Here is a 15,715-nt window from a genome sequence, read left to right as displayed (position 1 = left end):
GCCTCAACCCTGGCCGGAAACCTCCGGCTGCGCAGGCTGGGCCGCACGCACTTCTGCGGGCAAATGCCAGAAGATCAACGCAGATGCCACCGTGATCAACCCCATGCTCGCAAAAGTGGCCTGGAAGGCATCGAGCGTGTGGGCGGCCGTCTCGGCGCCGAAGATCCCGTTGTAGCCCGCCAGCACGGCACCAGCCGCCGCCACGCCCAGGCTCATCGCCAGCATCTGCACCATCGACAGCAGGCTGTTGCCACTGCTGGCCATGCTGCCGTCCAGGTCCTTGAGGGTGATGGTGTTCATTGCGGTGAACTGCAGAGAGTTGACCGCGCCGAAGGCCAGCAGCTGCAGCACATGCAACGCGATGGGCTGGCCGGGCGCCGTCAGCCCGAAGCTGGCCATCGTGCAGCCCACCAGCACCGTGTTGACGACCAGCACCTTGCGGTAGCCGTGCCGGGTGATCAAGGGCGTGGCGAAGCGCTTCATGGCCATGCCTGCGAGTGCGATCGGCAACATCATCAAGCCGGCCCGTACAGGCGAATAACCCATCGACACCTGCAGCAGCAGCGGCACGAGAAAGGGCATGCAGCTGCTGCCCAGGCGCGAGAACAGGTTGCCGATCAACCCGATGCTGAGCGTCGGCACGCCGAACAACGAGGGCGCGAACAGGGGTTCGGGCGTGCGCGCGGCATGCAGCCAGTAGGCCACCACGCTTGCAAAGCCGAAGATCAGCACGACCATCACGCCGCCCTGGCGCAGGCCGAGTTCGGACACGCCGTCGAGCGCGAGCGAGATCGCCACCATGCCAAAGGCCAGCATCGCGTAGCCCACGCTGTCGAACCGCTTCTGGATGGCACCGCGCAGGTCGGGCATGTATTTGAGCGTGGCGATGCAGCCCGCCAGCCCCACCGGCACGTTGATCAGGAAGATCCAGTGCCAGGAGGCGTACTGCACCAGCCAACCGCCCAGCGTGGGGCCCAGCAAGGGGCCTATGAGCCCCGGGATCGCGACGAAACTCATCGCCTGCAGGAATTCACCGCGCGGCACCGTGCGCAGCAGCGCCAAGCGCCCCACGGGCAGCAGCAACGCGCCACCCAGGCCCTGCACCACGCGCGCGGCCACGAGCTGCCCTAGCCCCTGAGACAGCGCGCAGAGCACGGAGCCGGCGGCGAACAGCACGATGGCAGCGAAGAAGATGCGCTTTGTGCCGAAGCGGTCGGCGATCCAGCCCGAGGCGGGGATCAGCATCGCCATCGTGAGCGCATAGGCCACCACCACCGATTGCATGCGCAGCGGGCTCACGTTGAGGCTCGCAGCCATGGCCGGCAACGCGGTGTTGATGATGGTGGCGTCCAGCGTCTGCATGAAGAAGCCGACGGCCACGAGCCACAGCAGGCTCTTGCGAGCAGGATCGACGGCGGTGGCGGCTTCGGACGTCATGGACGGAGGAAAAGGAAAGCGGAAAACGACGGGCAGCAAAAAGCCGCCCGGAGGCGGCTTTCTTGGGGGAGCCTTGTCAGCGGCATCCCGGCATCAGGCCGAGAAGCTCGATCCGCAGCCGCAGGTGCTGGTGGCGTTCGGGTTCTTGATCACGAACTGGGCGCCCTGGAGGTCTTCCTTGTAGTCGATCTCGGCGCCGACCAGGTACTGGTAGCTCATGGCATCGATCAGCAGCGACACGCCATTCTTGGTCATGGTGGTGTCGTCTTCGTTGGTGATTTCATCGAAGGTGAAACCGTACTGGAAGCCGGAGCAACCGCCGCCCTGCACGAACACGCGCAGCTTCAGCTCGGGATTGCCCTCTTCGGCGATCAGGTCGGCCACCTTGGCTGCCGCGCTGTCGGTAAAGACGATCGGCTCGGGCATCTGGGTCTGGATGTTTTCGGCTACGGCGCTCATGAGAGGTAACTCCTTGGGAGGTGGCCGGACATGCGGCCAAGGGAACGAATGCTACTGCAATGCCGCATTTCCGGCAGACGGACTGTGGCGTGCACCCCAACGCAAGTGGGGTCGGATGCCGCGTTCGCCAAGTACCGGCAACGAAAAAGCCGCCCGAAGGCGGCTTTGGTTCGCAACGAACAGGATCAGCGCTTGCTGAACTGCTTGCGACGACGGGCGGAGTGCAGACCGACCTTCTTACGTTCGACTTCACGCGCATCGCGCGTCACGAAGCCGGCTTGGCTCAGGACGGGCTTGAGCGTTGCGTCGTAATCGATCAGGGCACGGGTGATGCCGTGGCGCGTGGCGCCGGCTTGACCCGATTCGCCGCCGCCATTCACGTTGACCATCACGTCGAAAGCTTCGAGGTTGTTGGTCAGCGCCAGGGGCTGCTTGGCAATCATGATCGAGGTTTCGCGGCCGAAGAACTCTTGGATGTCCTTGCCGTTGACCGTGATCTTGCCGGTGCCTTTTTTCAGAAACACGCGGGCGACGCTGGATTTGCGACGGCCGGTGCCATTGTTCCATTCACCAATCATTCTCAAGGCTCCTTACAGTTCCAGCACTTTGGGCTGTTGGGCGGTATGCGGGTGCTCTGCACCACCGTACACCTTGAGTTTCTTGATCATCGCGTAGCCAAGCGGACCCTTGGGCAGCATGCCCTTGACGGCCTTTTCCAGGGCGCGGCCCGGGAACTTGGATTGCATGTCGCGGAAGTTGGTGGCACTGATGCCGCCCGGGTAGCCCGAGTGACGGTAGTACACCTTGTCGATCGACTTGGCGCCGGTGACGCGCAGTTGCGCGGCGTTGATGATGACGATGAAGTCACCGGTATCGACGTGAGGCGTGTAAATGGCCTTGTGTTTGCCGCGCAAACGGAGAGCAACTTCGCTGGCTACTCGTCCGAGGACCTTGTCGGTCGCGTCAATCACAAACCACTCGTGCGTCACGTCAGCGGGCTTGGCGCTGAACGTTTTGGTCATGAGTTTTTCTCTTGAAAGAGGGTTTGGCGAGCCCTTTTCCACGGTCGGCGTTCCTCTGATGGGAATCTCTTAGGTGGGTTTCACGCGCTTCCCGCCCAATGACGGACGGGTTGCGTGCCTTCGCCGCGGGGCCACAAAAACGCTGCGAAGCCCGCGATTATATGAAGAATTGGCCGATCTGGCCAATTCCGAGCCTCGGCAGAGGGCCGGCCGAGCCGTTCAGCGCACCGGCGCCGTCACCGGCCCCGTCAACACCGCGGCCTTTGTCGCCGGGACATCGAGCTTGCGCACCAGCGTGCCGGTGTCCAGACTTTCATCCCGGTGCCCGCTGCGGTCGTAGAGGCGCTCTTCGCCGATGACCATCTGGATCCAGGTCGGGTAGGTATAGGCCGTACCGGCGCTGTCGTCCACCGCCGCGCCGATCACGCCACCGGCCACGACGAAATTGCCCAGGAAACCGATGTTGGGACGCGAGATGGCTTGGCCGGTAGCCACGCCCTGCCCGTCGACGGTGCACTGGATCATCAGGTCGGCCCGCGAGCGGCGCACACCGATGACCCGGCCGGACCTCATCCTCACCTTGGCCTTGTCGTTGACGGCCCTGCATCTCGCATCGGGAATGACCTCTCCGGTCTGCGACAGGACGTCGACGCGCATCGGCTGATCGAGCCCCTGGCTGACCGCGGCGCAGCCGCCCAGGACCGACAAAATTCCCATCGTGGCCGCGAGGCCCCAAAATCTCCAGTTCGACGGACTCATCCTGTTTCCCTCTAGTTTTGTAATTTGATGTTACCGCGGCTTCATTGAAGAGGCTGTTGCGCATCTGCCACCTATCCCGGAATCCCTCATGTTCAGTTACCGCCACGCCTTCCATGCCGGCAACCACGCCGACGTGCTCAAGCACACGGTGCTGATTGCCACGCTCGACCACCTGCTTGAAAAAGAAGCCGCCCTCACGGTCGTCGACACCCACGCCGGCGCGGGCCTGTACCGGCTCGATGGCGACTACGCCGACACCAGCGGCGAAGCGGCCGACGGCATCCTGCGCCTGCTCGCCCCGCCCAAAGAGCCTGCCGCAGCCGCACCCGCCGCGAAGTCCGCGGCCAAGAAAGTGGCGCCGGAAGCCGAGGCGCCTCTGGCCGACGCGATCGCTCGCTACCTCAGCGTCATCCACGACTTCAACCCCAAGGGCGGCGCCCGCGTCTACCCCGGCTCGCCGTTCATCGTGCAGCACCTGCTGCGCGATCACGACAAGCTCAAGCTGTTCGAGCTGCACCCGACCGATTCGCGCACGCTCGGCGCCAACATCGCGCAGCTCGAAGCCGGCCGGCAGATCGCCGTGTTGACCGAAGACGGCTTCAGCAGCGCCACCAAGTTCCTGCCGCCGCCGTCCCGCCGCGCGCTGGTGCTCATGGACCCGAGCTACGAAATCAAGAGCGATTACGCCCGCGTGCTCGACTTCGCAGCCGAGGCGCTCAAGCGCTTTGCCACGGGCACCTACGCCGTCTGGTATCCGATCATTCCGCGGCCCGAGGCGCACGACCTGCCGCGCCGGCTCAAGACCATGGCGACCAAGGCCGGCAAGCCGTGGCTGCATGCCACGTTGACGGTCAAGTCGAGCAAGTTGACGGCCACGCCGACCGGCGAGACCAAGCGGCCCGGGCTGCCGGCCAGCGGCATGTTCCTGATCAACCCGCCCTACACCCTGAAGCCGCTGCTCGCGGCGGCGTTGCCGCAACTGGCCGAGAAGCTGGCGCAGGACCGGAACGCGACCTTTTCGCTCGACAGCGGCGGCTGACCCGCCCTTTCAGCGGCGACGGCGCTGCGGCACAACCGCCTTGCGGCGCGCCGGCACCGTGGCCTTGGCGCGATCGGCCCCGGGCGCCACCGGAGCGGCGGCATCGCCCGGCTCCACATCGACACCGCCGCAGCGCATGCCCGCGGAGCCGACGACCGACAGCGCCACCTGCTTGATTCCGAGTCCGATGAGGCCAATGCGCTCGGCCGCGGCCCGGCTCAGGTCGATCACGCGGCCCTGCGCATAGGGGCCGCGATCGTTGATGCGCACCAGCACCTCGCTGCCGTTGACGAGGCTGCGCACGCAGACGCGCGTGTTGAACGGCAGGGTCTTGTGGGCGGCCGTCAGGGCCGACATGTCGAAGCGTTCGCCGCTCGCCGTCTTGCGCTGGTGGAACTGGATGCCGTACCAGGACGCCCCGCCACGTTCGAAGATCTCGCGCGGGCCGCTGTCGCCGGGCACGCCGTCGTCGGGCGTCAGCTCGCCGGTGCCTGAGACCGCGAGGTCATAGCGCACCGAAGGCACGTTCGATCGCGCCGAGACCCCTGGCGGAATCGCCAGCCCGGAGGACAGCGGCCGCAGGCGCGAGCCCGCCGCCGCGCCCGGATCGGCGGCCCCTTCGGTGGCCGGCGGCATGGCGCAGCCCGCCAGCACGCAGGTGACCGCGACAAGCACGAGGCGAAACCCCGTGCGCAGCGGCGAACCTGCGGTGCGCCCTCTCAATCGAGGCGCTCCAGCAGGGCCAGCGTCGCCGTCGACTGGTTCATTGTGTAGAAGTGGATCGCGGGTGCGCCGCCGTCACGCAGTCGCGCGCAGAGGTCGGTCACCACGTCCAGGCCGAAGGCCTTGATCGAGGCCGTGTCGTCGCCAAAGCCCTGCAGGCGCAGGCGGATCCAGCGAGGAATTTCAGCGCCGCAGGCGTCCGAGAAACGCATGAGCTGCGTCGAGCTCGTGATGGGCATGATGCCCGGCACGATCGGCGTGTCGATGCCGAGCTTGCGCACGTCGTCGACGAAACGGAAGTAGGCCTCGGGGCTGAAGAAATACTGCGTGATGGCCGAGTCGGCGCCCGCCTTCACCTTGGCGGCAAAGGCCTGCAGGTCGGCCTCGGGCGAGCGTGCCTGCGGGTGCACTTCGGGGTAGCAGGCCACCTCGATGTGAAAGTCGCTGCCCGTTTCCTCGCGGATGAAGGCCACGAGATCGCTCGCATAGTGGAACTCGCCGCCGATGCCGTAGCCGCTCGGCAGGTCGCCGCGCAATGCCACGAGGCGCTTGACGCCCATGGCCTTCAGTTCGGTCAATTGCTCGCGCACCGTTGCGCGCGTGGCGCCGATGCACGAGAAATGGCTCGCGGCATCGACGCCCTCGTTCAGGATCTCCTGCACCGCACCGAAGGTGCCCTGGTGCGTGGAGCCGCCCGCGCCATAAGTGACCGAGCAGAACTGCGGCTTGCGCGCATACAGCTGCTGGCGCACCGCGCGCAGCTTGACCGCGCCTTCGGGCGTCTTGGTCGGGAAGAATTCGAAACTCAGCGGAAGGCGCACCTGCGTCTCCTTAGGAACCGTTCGCGCCGGACGCGCGCTCGGCGTGAATGAAAAACTCGCGGTTGCCATCGCCGCCGGCGATCGGGCTGTCGAACCAGCGCAGCACCTTCAGGTCGAGCGCCGCGCAAGCATCGTGCAGACGCTTCTCGACGACGGGGTACATCGCGTCGTCGCGCACGATGCCGCCCTTGCCGACCTGGCCGGGCTGCAGTTCGAACTGCGGCTTGACCAGCATCAGGAGCTGGCCGTCGTCGGCCAGGAACTGCACCACCGCCGGCAGCACCAGCGTGAGCGAGATGAACGACAGGTCGCCGACGATGAGGTCGAAGCGTGGCTCGGCCGGGGCCTCGGCTGCTTCGTCGACCTCTGCGGCAGCCTGCGCCTCGGTGTCCTCGTCATCGTCCACTTGCAGATCGGCCGGCGACAACGCTCGCGCATTGACGCCTTCGATGGCAACCACGCGCTCGTCCTCGCGCAACTTCGCATGCAGTTGCCCATGGCCGACATCGACGCCCACGACCTTCGTCGCACCGCGTTGCAGCAGGCAATCGGTGAAGCCGCCGGTCGACTGGCCCACATCGAGGCACAGCTTGCCGGCGGGATCGACACCGCTCACATTCAGCGCGCCTTCGAGCTTGAGCCCGCCGCGCGAGACGTAGCGCGCCTCGGCCGCATCGTCGAGCTCGAGCTCGGCGGATGCAGGCACTTCGTCCTTGTTCTTGACGACCGAGCGCCATGCGTCGCTCGTGCCCGCGTCGCGCCAGCGCATGCCGCCGGCAATGAGCCGCACGGCCTGCGAACGCGACGCGGCGAGGCCGCGTTCCACCAGCAATTGATCAGCGCGCATGCAGCGGATCAGTAGCGGTACGTGTCGGGCTTGTACGGGCCGTTCTTGCTCACGCCGATGTAGGCGGCTTGCGCGTCGGTCAGTTCCGTCAGCATGGCACCGACCTTCTTCAGGTGCAGGCGCGCGACCTTCTCGTCCAGGTGCTTGGGCAGCACGTAGACCTTGCCGGCCTGGTAGGCGTCGGGCTTGGTGAAGAGCTCGATCTGCGCGATGGTCTGGTTCGCGAACGACGAGGACATCACGAAGCTCGGGTGGCCCGTGCCGCAGCCCAGGTTCACCAGGCGGCCCTTGGCCAGCAGGATGATCTTCTTGCCGTCCGGGAAGGTGATGTGGTCGACCTGCGGCTTGATTTCTTCCCACTCGTACTTCTCGATCGACGCGACGTCGATCTCGTTGTCGAAGTGGCCGATGTTGCAGACGATCGCCTGGTCCTTCATCTTGGCCATCGTGTCGTGCGTGATGACGTCCTTGTTGCCGGTAGTCGTCACGAAGATGTCGGCCTTGTCGGCGGCGTATTCCATCGTCACGACCTTGTAGCCTTCCATCGCAGCCTGCAGGGCGTTGATCGGGTCGATCTCGGTGACCCACACTTGCGCCGACAGTGCGCGCAGCGCCTGGGCCGAGCCCTTGCCCACGTCGCCGTAGCCGGCCACGCAGGCCACCTTGCCGGCGATCATCACGTCGGTCGCGCGCTTGATGCCGTCCACCAGCGATTCGCGGCAGCCGTACAGGTTGTCGAACTTGCTCTTGGTGACTGAGTCGTTCACGTTGATGGCGCGGAACAGCAGCGTGCCCTTGGCGCTCATTTCGTTCAGGCGGTGCACGCCGGTGGTCGTCTCTTCGGTCACGCCGATGATCTCGGCGGACTTGCGGGTGTACCAGGTCGAATCGACCGCCAGCTTGGCCTTGATCGCTGCGTACAGGATGCGTTCTTCTTCGCTGGTCGGGTTGGCCAGCACGCCCAGGTCCTTCTCGGCGCGTTGGCCCAGGTGCATCAGGAGCGTGGCATCGCCGCCGTCGTCCAGGATCATGTTGGGGCCTTCGCCCGCCGAACCCTTGGGGCCGAAGTCGAAGATGCTGTGGGTGTAGCCCCAGTAGTCTTCCAGCGACTCGCCCTTGATCGCGAACACCGGCGTGCCCGAAGCGGCAATCGCTGCGGCGGCGTGGTCCTGCGTCGAGAAGATGTTGCACGAGGCCCAGCGCACGGTAGCGCCCAGGGCCTGCAGCGTCTCGATCAGCACGGCCGTTTGAATGGTCATGTGCAGCGAGCCCGTGATGCGCGCGCCCTTGAGCGGCTGCGCCTTCGAGAACTCTTCGCGGATGGCCATCAGGCCGGGCATCTCGGTTTCCGCAATGCGGATTTCCTTGCGGCCCCAGGCGGCGAGGGACAGGTCGGCAATCGCCTGGTCGGCGGTCAAAACGGGGGTGGGCTTGAGAACAGCGCTCATGAGAACTCCAAAACTGGTTTGAAAGATGCCACTGCGTACGGGGGTCTGACGGAAAAAGGACTCACCGCGAGAACAGCGGGTGAGCGTGGTTGCGATGTGGTCCGAGCCTCACGCCTTGATGGCGCTGCAACGCTCCTCGGAACGGCGGATTGTAGACGTGGTGCCAGGCCGAGCCAACCGCTGGGGTATCCCGCATGGCGGGAAGCGCGTTTCGTTGTCGAGGCGTACATTGATCCGCACTCCAACACCAAGATCCTTCCCATGCTCTCCAGAATTTCCTCGACCCTGCTGGCCTCGGCCGCTCTTCTTGCCGCTGCTGCCGCACCGATCTCCGCCTCCGCACAAGCCCCTTCCGAACAAGTCCGCATCCGCGGCACCATCGTCCGCGTCGACGCGAAGACCCTCGTCGTGCAGGACCGCGGCGGCGAAGTGGTCAGCCTCGCGCGGCCGGCCGACATGCAGCTGTCCGAGGTCTACCGCATCAAGCTCGCCGACATCAAGAAGGGCAGCTTCATCGGCACCGCCGCCATGCCGCAGGCCGACGGCACGCAGAAGGCGCTCGAAGTCGTGGTGTTCCCCGAGGCCGCGCGCGGCACGGGCGAAGGCCACCGGCCGTGGGACCTGCTGCCGGAGAGCACGATGACCAACGCCACCGTCGCCGACCTGGCCGCGGCGCCGAAATCGGTGCGCGGCGGGCAGCAGCTGCGCCTGACCTACAAGGGCGGCGAGAAGACGGTCGTTGTGCCGCCCGATGTGCCGGTCGTGACCTTCCGCGCCGGCACCGAGGCGCTGCTGGTGCCCGGCGCCAAGGTGCTGGTCAATGCGCAGGAAAAGAACGGCACGCCCACGGCGCTGCGTGTGACGGCCGGGCGCGACGGCTTCGCGCCGCCGATGTAAGCGCCGATGTAAGGCAAGTCACCCAAGGGAAATCCCGCAGGCAAATTTGTCGCTGCGGGGACCGCGGGCGCGTCGGTGCGGCGTATCGTGGCGAGGGACTTTTGCCGTCCGGCCGGTCCTTGTTTGCTCGCCATTCACCCGTTCACCCGACACAGGAGATACCGCACCATGGCCACTGCCAAGAAAGCCGCCGCCAAGAAGACCACTGCCAGCAGCAGCACCAGCAGCACCAAGGCGGCCGCTCCCAGCGCCGCCGACATGCTCAACCCGCTGAAGAACCTCAAGGGCATGACCGACCGCCTGCAGGAACTCAACCTGACCGGCGGCGCGGGCAAGCTGCTCGAGAGCGGCCGCAAGGACTTGCAGGCGCTGATGCAGGCCAACGAAAAGTCCTACCAGGGCCTGCAGACCGTGGTGCAGCGGCAGACCGAGATGATCAAGAGCGCCATCACCGAATGGCAGACCGCCGCCAAGGAAATGCCCGGCAAGGACGCCAAGGCCAACCTCGCCAAGCTCGACGAGCTCGGCCGCCAGTCGTTCCAGCGCGCCATCGACGACATCAAGGAACTGGCCAACCTCGCGGCCAAGTCGCAGGCCGATGCCTTCGACGTCGTGCGCCAGCGCATCCAGTCCAACGTGGACGAAGTGACCAAGATGCTGCAGCGCAAATAAGTAAATAAAAAAGGCCTCGCGCAATGACCGCTGCCCCACCCCCTATCGAGCGGCGCAGGCCGGTCAATGGTGTCGAAATCGCGTGGGCCAGCTTCGGCGATCCCGCGGCATCGCCGCTCGTCCTGATCATGGGCCTCGGCGCCCAGATGGTGGCTTGGGACGACGCGTTCTGCGCCCGCCTCGCGGAAGCCGGCGGGCACCGCGTGATCCGCTTCGACAACCGGGACATCGGCCATTCGACGCACCTGTCGCACCTGGGCGTGCCCGACATCCAGGCGCTGATGCTGCAGGCCATGGCGGGCAAGCCGCTCTCCGTGCCCTACACGCTGCGCGACATGGCCGACGACTGCATCGGCCTGCTCGATGCGCTCGGCATCGAGCGCGCGCACATCGTCGGCGCCTCGATGGGCGGCGCCATCGGGCAGGAGATGGCCATCCATCACCCGCAGCGCATGCGCTCCTTCACCAGCATCATGTCGACCACCGGCGACCCCGCGCTGCCGCCGCCCACGCCCGAGGCGCTGGCGGTGCTGTTCTCGCCGACACCGCTGACCTTCGACGCCTACCTGGCGCACTACAAGAAGATCTGGCGCGTGCTGCGCGGCCCCGGCTTTCCGCTCGACGAGGCCCGCGATGCCGAGCGCGCGCAGCTCATCTTCCTGCGCGGGCTCAACCCGGGCGGCGTGGCGCGCCAACTCGCGGCGGTCTTCGCATCGGGCAACCGCAAACCGGCGCTGCGCGATGTGCGCGTGCCGACGCTGGTGATCCACGGCGATGCCGACCCACTGGTGCCGGTGGCCTGCGGCGTGGACGTGGCCGACGCGATCGCCGGCGCGAAGCTGCTGCGCATTCCGCGCATGGGCCACGCGCTGCCGATTTCGATGTGGCCGCAGATCATCGAGGCCATCGCCGCGCACACCGGGCAGCTTCGCGATCATTGAACGACCGATAGACGACGGGGCCTCTGTCCATGAACAAGTTCCCCCCCCTCGACCCGATGGCCATGTGGCGCGAGCTCACGGCCCAGTGGGAAAAGAGCACCAACGAATTCGCCAACGAGACCATGGCCTCCGATCCGTTCCGCCAGGGCATGCACGGCGGGATGAACGCCTCGCTCACCGGGCAGAAAGCGCTGGGCGACCTGATGGCGCGCTACCTCACGATGCTGAACCTGCCCACGCGCGCAGACATCCAGGCGCTGGGCGAGCAGTTGCAAAGCATCGACGACCATCTGGCGAACATCAGCCGCGCGATGGAAAGCGGACGCGGCCCGGCTGCATCTGCGGCCGCCCATGCGGCGCCCCAACCACGCCGCACTAAAAAGCCCCCGCAGGCTGAGGCAGCCGCCCCGACTCCGGCCACCCCGAAGCGCCCCGCCGGAAAGCGCACACGATGAGCGCCGCGGCGGACGCGTTCGCCCTGCCCGACATCGGCGCAGAGATCGAGCGTGCGATCCAGCGCAACCTCAAGGGCCTCGACTTCCTCACCTCGGCCGCGCCGGCCATGGGGCAGACCGCCAGGGACGAGATCCACCGCCGCGGCACGCTGAGCCTGTACCACTACCGCCCTCTGGTCGACGAGATCTACCGCGTGCCGCTCTTGATCGTCATGGCGACCACGAACCGCGGCTACATCCTGGACCTCGCGCCGGGCCAGAGCATGGTCGAGCACCTGCTGCTCCAGGGCTACGACGTCTACATGATGGATTGGAACGCGCCGCGCCCCCCAGGAAAAGCAGTTGCGCATCGAGGACTACGTGCTCGACTTCATCCCCGATTCGCTGCGGCGCGTGCAGGCGCGCTCCGGCGAGGAAGACGTCACGCTCGTCGGCTACTGCATGGGCGGCGTGCTCTCCACGCTCTACGCGGCGCTGCATCCCGAGGGACCGATCAAGAACCTCGCGCTCTTCACCACGCCCGTCGACTTCAGCCGCATGAAGCTCTTCCATGCGTGGTCGGACCGGCGTTATTTCGACGTCGACCGGCTCATCGACACGATCGGCAACGTGCCGCCCGAGATGCTGTTCGCCTCCTTCGACATGCTGCGTCCCGCGGGCCGCAGCGCCGGCGTGGTGCAGCTGTGGGACAACATGGCCAACGACGAATTCGTCAAGTCGTACCGCATGTTCGACCGCTGGGGCGCCGAGATGCTGCCGCTGGCCGGCGAGTACTTCCGCCAGACGGTCAAAGAGCTGATGTGGGACAACAAGCTCTTCAAGGGCGAACTGGTGCTCGGCGGCCGCAAGGTGCTGCTCGCAAACATCAAGGTGCCGGTGCTGCACGCGCTCGCGCAGCACGACCACATCGTTCCCTACGAGGCAGGCCAGCCGCTGATCGCCAACATCGGCTCGGCCGACAAGGAAGAGGTGGTGCTCAAGGGCGGCCACGTCAGCCTGGCCGCGGGCGCCAACGCGGTACGCCGGCTGTGGCCCAAACTCGACGACTGGCTTGGAGTGCGCTCGACATGACCATCACTGCTGTCTCCGACTCTTTTTCGCGAACCTATCCGCGCACCGTGACGAGCAGCGAAGGCGACATCGTCCTGCGATTGATGAATGCCGATGACGCAGCCGCCGTGCTGGCTTTCGCGCAGGGGCTGCCGGCGCACGACCTGCTCTTTCTGCCGCGCGACATCACCGAGCCCAAGGTGATGAACGCCTGGGTCCGCGCCATCGAGCGCGGCGACATCGACAGCGTGCTCGCGGTGCGCGGCACCACGGTGCTGGGCTGTGCGGCGGTGATCCGCGATCCGCACTCGTGGTCGAGTCACGTGGCCGAACTGCGCCTGCTGGCGGCGCCCGAGCTGCGCGGCAGCGGCCTCGGCCATCGGCTTGCACGGGAGGCCTGTGCGCTGGCCATCGAGCGCGGCGCCGAAAAACTCGTCGCGCGCATGACCGTCGACCAGCGCAGCGCCATCGCGGTCTTCCAGGCGCTGGGCTTTCGTCCCGAGGCGCTGCTGAGCAAGCACGTGAAAGATAAGCAGGGCGTGACGCACGACCTCGTGGTGCTGAGCCACGACGTGGCGCAGTTCGAGGCGCAGATGCGGGCGTATGGGATGACGGAGGCTTTTTAGGCCCTCGGAGCGGGCCGGTTCCGGACGCCCTTCTAAAATCGCGGCCTTCCCCCGCAGATTGCCCATCTTGTCTTTTGTTGCCGAAACCCGCCGCCGCCGCACCTTCGCGATCATTTCCCACCCTGATGCCGGCAAGACCACGCTGACCGAGAAGCTGCTGCTTTTCTCCGGCGCGATCCAGATCGCAGGCTCGGTGAAGGCGCGCAAGGCTTCGCGCCATGCGACCTCCGACTGGATGGAAATCGAAAAGCAGCGCGGCATCTCGGTGGCCTCGTCGGTCATGCAGATGCTGTACCGCGACCACGTGATCAACCTGCTCGACACGCCCGGCCACAAGGACTTCTCGGAAGACACCTATCGCGTGCTCACCGCCGTCGACTCGGCGCTGATGGTGATCGACGCGGCCAACGGCGTGGAAGCGCAGACGCGGCGGCTGATCGAGGTTTGCCGTCAGCGCGACACGCCCATCATCACCTTCGTCAACAAGATGGACCGGGAAGTGCGCGAGCCGCTGGACATCCTGGACGAAGTGGAGCGCGAGCTCGGCATGCCCTGCGTGCCGATGACCTGGCCGGTCGGCCAGGGCAAGAGCTTCCGCGGGATCATGAACCTGCGCACGCAGACGATGACGGTGTTCGAGTCGGGCAGCGAACGGCTGCCGCACGACTTCGAGACGATTCCGCTGACGGACCGCGAAGCGCTGACCAAGCGCTTCGGCGCCGATTTCGAATCCGCCATGGACAGCATGGAGCTGGCCACCGGTGCCTCGCCCACCTGGGACCGCGAGGCCTTCCTGGCCGGCAAGCAGACGCCGGTGTTCTTCGGCTCGGGCGTGAACAACTTCGGGGTGATGGAAGTGCTCGATGCGCTGGTCGACCTCGCGCCCTCGCCGCAGTCGCGCACCAGCACCACGATGGTCAACCGCCAGCCGGTGGTGAAGGAGATCCAGCCCGAGGACAAGGACTTCGCAGGCGTGGTCTTCAAGGTGCAGGCCAACATGGACGCCAACCACCGCGACCGCATCGCCTTCGTGCGCATGGCCTCGGGCAAGTACACGCCGGGCATGAAGCTCAAGGTGCAGCGCACGTCCAAGGAACTGCGCCCCACCAGCGTCGTGACCTTCATGAGCCAGCGCCGCGAAGCCGTCGAAGAGGCCTATGCGGGCGACATCGTAGGCTTCACCACCCACGGCGGCGTGCAGTTGGGCGACACCATCACAGATGGCGCGAGCCTGCAGTTCACCGGGCTGCCCTTCTTCGCGCCCGAACTGTTCATGACCGTGATCCTGAAGAACCCGCTGCGCACCAAACAACTGCAGCAGGGCCTGGCCCAGCTCGGCGAAGAAGGCGCGATTCAGGTCTTCCGCCCCGAGGTCGGCGGCCCGATGCTGCTGGGCGCGGTCGGCCAGCTGCAGTTCGAAGTGGTCCAGCACCGCCTGAAGGCGGAGTACGACGCCGACGTGCGGCTCGAAGGCTGCCAGTACACGGGCGCCCGCTGGATCACGGCCGACACGCCGGCCGAATTGCGCGAGTTCGTCAACGCCTACCCGGTGCGCATGGCCAAGGACGCGGCGGACACGCTGGCTTTCCTGTGCACCTCGCCGTACGACGTGCGGCTGGCGCAGGAGCGGTTTCCGAAGATCCATTTCCATCCGCTGCGGGAGCACGCGGGGCTGGCGCTGCAGAGCGCCGGTTGATCGCGACTGCCTGACCTAGCTGCCCGTCGACGCGTAGCGGCGCAACCCCAACCGCCACACGCCGAAGGCAGCCGCCAGGAACACGAAGCCCGTGACCGGCGAGACGATGCCGATCCACTCCGGCGCACCGAGCGGGTCGGCCTTCCCCAGGATCGCCAGCGCCGGGTAATAGGCCACGCAGGCCAGCGGCACGACGAAAGTCAGCACCCGGCGGAACCACCGCGCATACAGCGCCAGCGGGTACTGCGCCGCCTGCACGCCGCCGTAGGTGAGCACGTTGGCGATCTCCAGGCTCTCGACGGTCCAGAACGACAGCGTGCCCTGCAGCACCAGGATGCCGAGAAAGAGTGCGACGCCGCCGGCCAGCGCGAACAGCGCGATCGCCACCGCAGCCGGCGTCCATTCGATGCCTGCCTGCTGCGTCGCAAACGCCACGACGGCCAGGCCCTGCAACAGGCGGCCCGCGCGGCTGATGCGGAAGTCGTTGCCCATCAACTGCAGCGTCAGCGGGCGCGGGCGCAGCAGCAAGCGGTCGAAGGCGCCGGTGCGCAGGAACTCGGTGCCGAGCACGTCGAAGCCGCGGCCCATTGCATCGGCCAGCGCGAACATGCAGTTGACCAGCCCGTAGAACAGTGCCACCTCGCCGATGCGCCAGCCCTGAACTTCGCCGAAGCGATGGAACAGCGCCCAGACGGCGACCACCTCGATGCCGGTCCCGAGGAACTGGCCGACGGTGAGCATCAGCGCCGAGGCGGGATAGCGCGCCTGGCCGCCGATGGACGCGCGCACGAGGCGAAAGAAAAGAGGAAGCGAGCCCATTCGG

At 66.5% G+C, this 15,715-nt stretch carries 18 protein-coding genes, 1 pseudogene and 1 riboswitch; of the genes and pseudogenes, 9 read left to right on the top strand and 10 right to left on the bottom strand.

Annotation, left to right across the window (positions count from 1 at the left end; all coding sequences use genetic code 11):
* Window positions 1-3 precede the first annotated feature (3 nt).
* The 5 genes from mdtD to QFZ83_RS00680 all read right to left on the bottom strand — a co-directional run bounded on the left by mdtD (window position 4) and on the right by QFZ83_RS00680 (window position 3,677).
* The gene (mdtD, locus tag QFZ83_RS00700; protein ID WP_307501425.1) at window positions 4-1,437 is read right to left on the bottom strand and encodes a multidrug transporter subunit MdtD; all 1,434 of its coding nucleotides are present in this window, start codon (window positions 1,435-1,437) and stop codon (window positions 4-6) included.
* 93 nt (window positions 1,438-1,530) lie between these two features.
* The gene (erpA, locus tag QFZ83_RS00695; protein ID WP_013543663.1) at window positions 1,531-1,896 is read right to left on the bottom strand and encodes an iron-sulfur cluster insertion protein ErpA; all 366 of its coding nucleotides are present in this window, start codon (window positions 1,894-1,896) and stop codon (window positions 1,531-1,533) included.
* A 185-nt stretch (window positions 1,897-2,081) separates the two neighbouring features.
* Window positions 2,082-2,474, bottom strand: a complete 393-nt coding sequence (rpsI, locus tag QFZ83_RS00690) for a 30S ribosomal protein S9 (protein WP_007827948.1) — start codon at window positions 2,472-2,474, stop codon at window positions 2,082-2,084.
* Between the two features lie 12 nt (window positions 2,475-2,486).
* Window positions 2,487-2,918 (bottom strand): 50S ribosomal protein L13, encoded by a 432-nt coding sequence (gene rplM / locus QFZ83_RS00685; RefSeq protein ID WP_013543664.1) that lies wholly within the window; start codon window positions 2,916-2,918, stop codon window positions 2,487-2,489.
* A gap of 219 nt (window positions 2,919-3,137) precedes the next feature.
* Complete coding sequence (locus QFZ83_RS00680; protein WP_307501423.1) at window positions 3,138-3,677, bottom strand: hypothetical protein; 540 nt, start codon at window positions 3,675-3,677, stop codon at window positions 3,138-3,140.
* A gap of 88 nt (window positions 3,678-3,765) precedes the next feature.
* On the opposite strand from QFZ83_RS00680, the gene QFZ83_RS00675 reads away from it, so the two are divergent.
* On the top strand, window positions 3,766-4,716 hold the full coding sequence (locus tag QFZ83_RS00675) for a 23S rRNA (adenine(2030)-N(6))-methyltransferase RlmJ (RefSeq protein WP_307501421.1): 951 nt from the start codon (window positions 3,766-3,768) through the stop codon (window positions 4,714-4,716).
* 9 nt (window positions 4,717-4,725) lie between these two features.
* On the opposite strand, the gene QFZ83_RS00670 is transcribed toward QFZ83_RS00675, so the two are convergent.
* The 4 genes from QFZ83_RS00670 to ahcY all read right to left on the bottom strand — a co-directional run bounded on the left by QFZ83_RS00670 (window position 4,726) and on the right by ahcY (window position 8,555).
* The gene (locus QFZ83_RS00670; RefSeq protein WP_307512601.1) at window positions 4,726-5,352 is read right to left on the bottom strand and encodes a septal ring lytic transglycosylase RlpA family protein; all 627 of its coding nucleotides are present in this window, start codon (window positions 5,350-5,352) and stop codon (window positions 4,726-4,728) included.
* Between the two features lie 83 nt (window positions 5,353-5,435).
* Window positions 5,436-6,260, bottom strand: a complete 825-nt coding sequence (gene metF / locus QFZ83_RS00665; protein ID WP_307501418.1) for a methylenetetrahydrofolate reductase [NAD(P)H] — start codon at window positions 6,258-6,260, stop codon at window positions 5,436-5,438.
* Window positions 6,261-6,270: 10 nt separating this feature from the next.
* The gene (locus tag QFZ83_RS00660; RefSeq protein ID WP_307501416.1) at window positions 6,271-7,107 is read right to left on the bottom strand and encodes a TlyA family RNA methyltransferase; all 837 of its coding nucleotides are present in this window, start codon (window positions 7,105-7,107) and stop codon (window positions 6,271-6,273) included.
* An 8-nt stretch (window positions 7,108-7,115) separates the two neighbouring features.
* Window positions 7,116-8,555, bottom strand: a complete 1,440-nt coding sequence (gene ahcY, locus QFZ83_RS00655; protein WP_307501414.1) for an adenosylhomocysteinase — start codon at window positions 8,553-8,555, stop codon at window positions 7,116-7,118.
* A 74-nt stretch (window positions 8,556-8,629) separates the two neighbouring features.
* Window positions 8,630-8,699, bottom strand: a riboswitch (S-adenosyl-L-homocysteine riboswitch).
* A gap of 117 nt (window positions 8,700-8,816) precedes the next feature.
* Here ahcY and QFZ83_RS00650 point away from each other — a divergent pair.
* The 8 genes and pseudogenes from QFZ83_RS00650 to QFZ83_RS00615 all read left to right on the top strand — a co-directional run bounded on the left by QFZ83_RS00650 (window position 8,817) and on the right by QFZ83_RS00615 (window position 14,892).
* The gene (locus QFZ83_RS00650; RefSeq protein WP_013543671.1) at window positions 8,817-9,452 is read left to right on the top strand and encodes a hypothetical protein; all 636 of its coding nucleotides are present in this window, start codon (window positions 8,817-8,819) and stop codon (window positions 9,450-9,452) included.
* A 168-nt stretch (window positions 9,453-9,620) separates the two neighbouring features.
* On the top strand, window positions 9,621-10,124 hold the full coding sequence (gene phaP / locus QFZ83_RS00645; protein WP_307501412.1) for a TIGR01841 family phasin: 504 nt from the start codon (window positions 9,621-9,623) through the stop codon (window positions 10,122-10,124).
* A gap of 23 nt (window positions 10,125-10,147) precedes the next feature.
* The gene (locus QFZ83_RS00640) at window positions 10,148-11,065 is read left to right on the top strand and encodes an alpha/beta fold hydrolase (RefSeq protein WP_307501410.1); all 918 of its coding nucleotides are present in this window, start codon (window positions 10,148-10,150) and stop codon (window positions 11,063-11,065) included.
* Window positions 11,066-11,094: 29 nt separating this feature from the next.
* Window positions 11,095-11,520 carry a hypothetical protein gene (locus QFZ83_RS00635; protein ID WP_307501408.1) on the top strand — a complete coding sequence of 142 codons (426 nt, stop codon included), beginning with the start codon at window positions 11,095-11,097 and terminating at the stop codon, window positions 11,518-11,520.
* Window positions 11,517-11,735, top strand: a pseudogene (locus QFZ83_RS00630) (poly-beta-hydroxybutyrate polymerase); the annotation flags it as partial. The gene QFZ83_RS00635 and the pseudogene QFZ83_RS00630, both read left to right, overlap by 4 nt.
* Window positions 11,736-11,862: 127 nt before the next feature.
* Window positions 11,863-12,591 (top strand): alpha/beta fold hydrolase, encoded by a 729-nt coding sequence (locus tag QFZ83_RS00625; RefSeq protein ID WP_307501406.1) that lies wholly within the window; start codon window positions 11,863-11,865, stop codon window positions 12,589-12,591.
* A complete protein-coding gene (locus tag QFZ83_RS00620; RefSeq protein WP_307512600.1) occupies window positions 12,588-13,196 on the top strand; it encodes a GNAT family N-acetyltransferase in 609 nt (202 codons plus the stop codon). Before QFZ83_RS00625 ends, QFZ83_RS00620 begins: the two co-directional genes overlap by 4 nt.
* A 67-nt stretch (window positions 13,197-13,263) precedes the next feature.
* The gene (locus QFZ83_RS00615; RefSeq protein WP_306881477.1) at window positions 13,264-14,892 is read left to right on the top strand and encodes a peptide chain release factor 3; all 1,629 of its coding nucleotides are present in this window, start codon (window positions 13,264-13,266) and stop codon (window positions 14,890-14,892) included.
* 15 nt (window positions 14,893-14,907) lie between these two features.
* On the opposite strand, the gene QFZ83_RS00610 is transcribed toward QFZ83_RS00615, so the two are convergent.
* The gene (locus QFZ83_RS00610; protein WP_306881476.1) at window positions 14,908-15,711 is read right to left on the bottom strand and encodes an ABC transporter permease; all 804 of its coding nucleotides are present in this window, start codon (window positions 15,709-15,711) and stop codon (window positions 14,908-14,910) included.
* Window positions 15,712-15,715 lie beyond the last annotated feature (4 nt).

The organism is Variovorax sp. W1I1 (genome assembly GCF_030815625.1).
GTDB lineage: Bacteria > Pseudomonadota > Gammaproteobacteria > Burkholderiales > Burkholderiaceae_C > Variovorax > Variovorax paradoxus_C.
The sequence above is the reverse complement of the archived record's forward strand: the minus strand, read 5'-3'. Positions and strand labels throughout refer to the sequence as shown.

Excerpts from the sequence above, each read along its gene's own strand:
- mdtD (WP_307501425.1), bottom strand. The coding sequence starts at position 1,437 with ATGACGTCCGAAGCCGCCACCGCCGTCGATCCTGCTCGCAAGAGCCTG.
- erpA (WP_013543663.1), bottom strand. The coding sequence starts at position 1,896 with ATGAGCGCCGTAGCCGAAAACATCCAGACCCAGATGCCCGAGCCGATC.
- rpsI (WP_007827948.1), bottom strand. The coding sequence starts at position 2,474 with ATGATTGGTGAATGGAACAATGGCACCGGCCGTCGCAAATCCAGCGTC.
- rplM (WP_013543664.1), bottom strand. The coding sequence starts at position 2,918 with ATGACCAAAACGTTCAGCGCCAAGCCCGCTGACGTGACGCACGAGTGG.
- QFZ83_RS00680 (WP_307501423.1), bottom strand. The coding sequence starts at position 3,677 with ATGAGTCCGTCGAACTGGAGATTTTGGGGCCTCGCGGCCACGATGGGA.
- QFZ83_RS00675 (WP_307501421.1), top strand. The coding sequence starts at position 3,766 with ATGTTCAGTTACCGCCACGCCTTCCATGCCGGCAACCACGCCGACGTG.
- QFZ83_RS00670 (WP_307512601.1), bottom strand. The coding sequence starts at position 5,352 with ATGCCGCCGGCCACCGAAGGGGCCGCCGATCCGGGCGCGGCGGCGGGC.
- QFZ83_RS00660 (WP_307501416.1), bottom strand. The coding sequence starts at position 7,107 with ATGCGCGCTGATCAATTGCTGGTGGAACGCGGCCTCGCCGCGTCGCGT.
- ahcY (WP_307501414.1), bottom strand. The coding sequence starts at position 8,555 with ATGAGCGCTGTTCTCAAGCCCACCCCCGTTTTGACCGCCGACCAGGCG.
- QFZ83_RS00650 (WP_013543671.1), top strand. The coding sequence starts at position 8,817 with ATGCTCTCCAGAATTTCCTCGACCCTGCTGGCCTCGGCCGCTCTTCTT.
- phaP (WP_307501412.1), top strand. The coding sequence starts at position 9,621 with ATGGCCACTGCCAAGAAAGCCGCCGCCAAGAAGACCACTGCCAGCAGC.
- QFZ83_RS00640 (WP_307501410.1), top strand. The coding sequence starts at position 10,148 with ATGACCGCTGCCCCACCCCCTATCGAGCGGCGCAGGCCGGTCAATGGT.
- QFZ83_RS00635 (WP_307501408.1), top strand. The coding sequence starts at position 11,095 with ATGAACAAGTTCCCCCCCCTCGACCCGATGGCCATGTGGCGCGAGCTC.
- QFZ83_RS00620 (WP_307512600.1), top strand. The coding sequence starts at position 12,588 with ATGACCATCACTGCTGTCTCCGACTCTTTTTCGCGAACCTATCCGCGC.
- QFZ83_RS00610 (WP_306881476.1), bottom strand. The coding sequence starts at position 15,711 with ATGGGCTCGCTTCCTCTTTTCTTTCGCCTCGTGCGCGCGTCCATCGGC.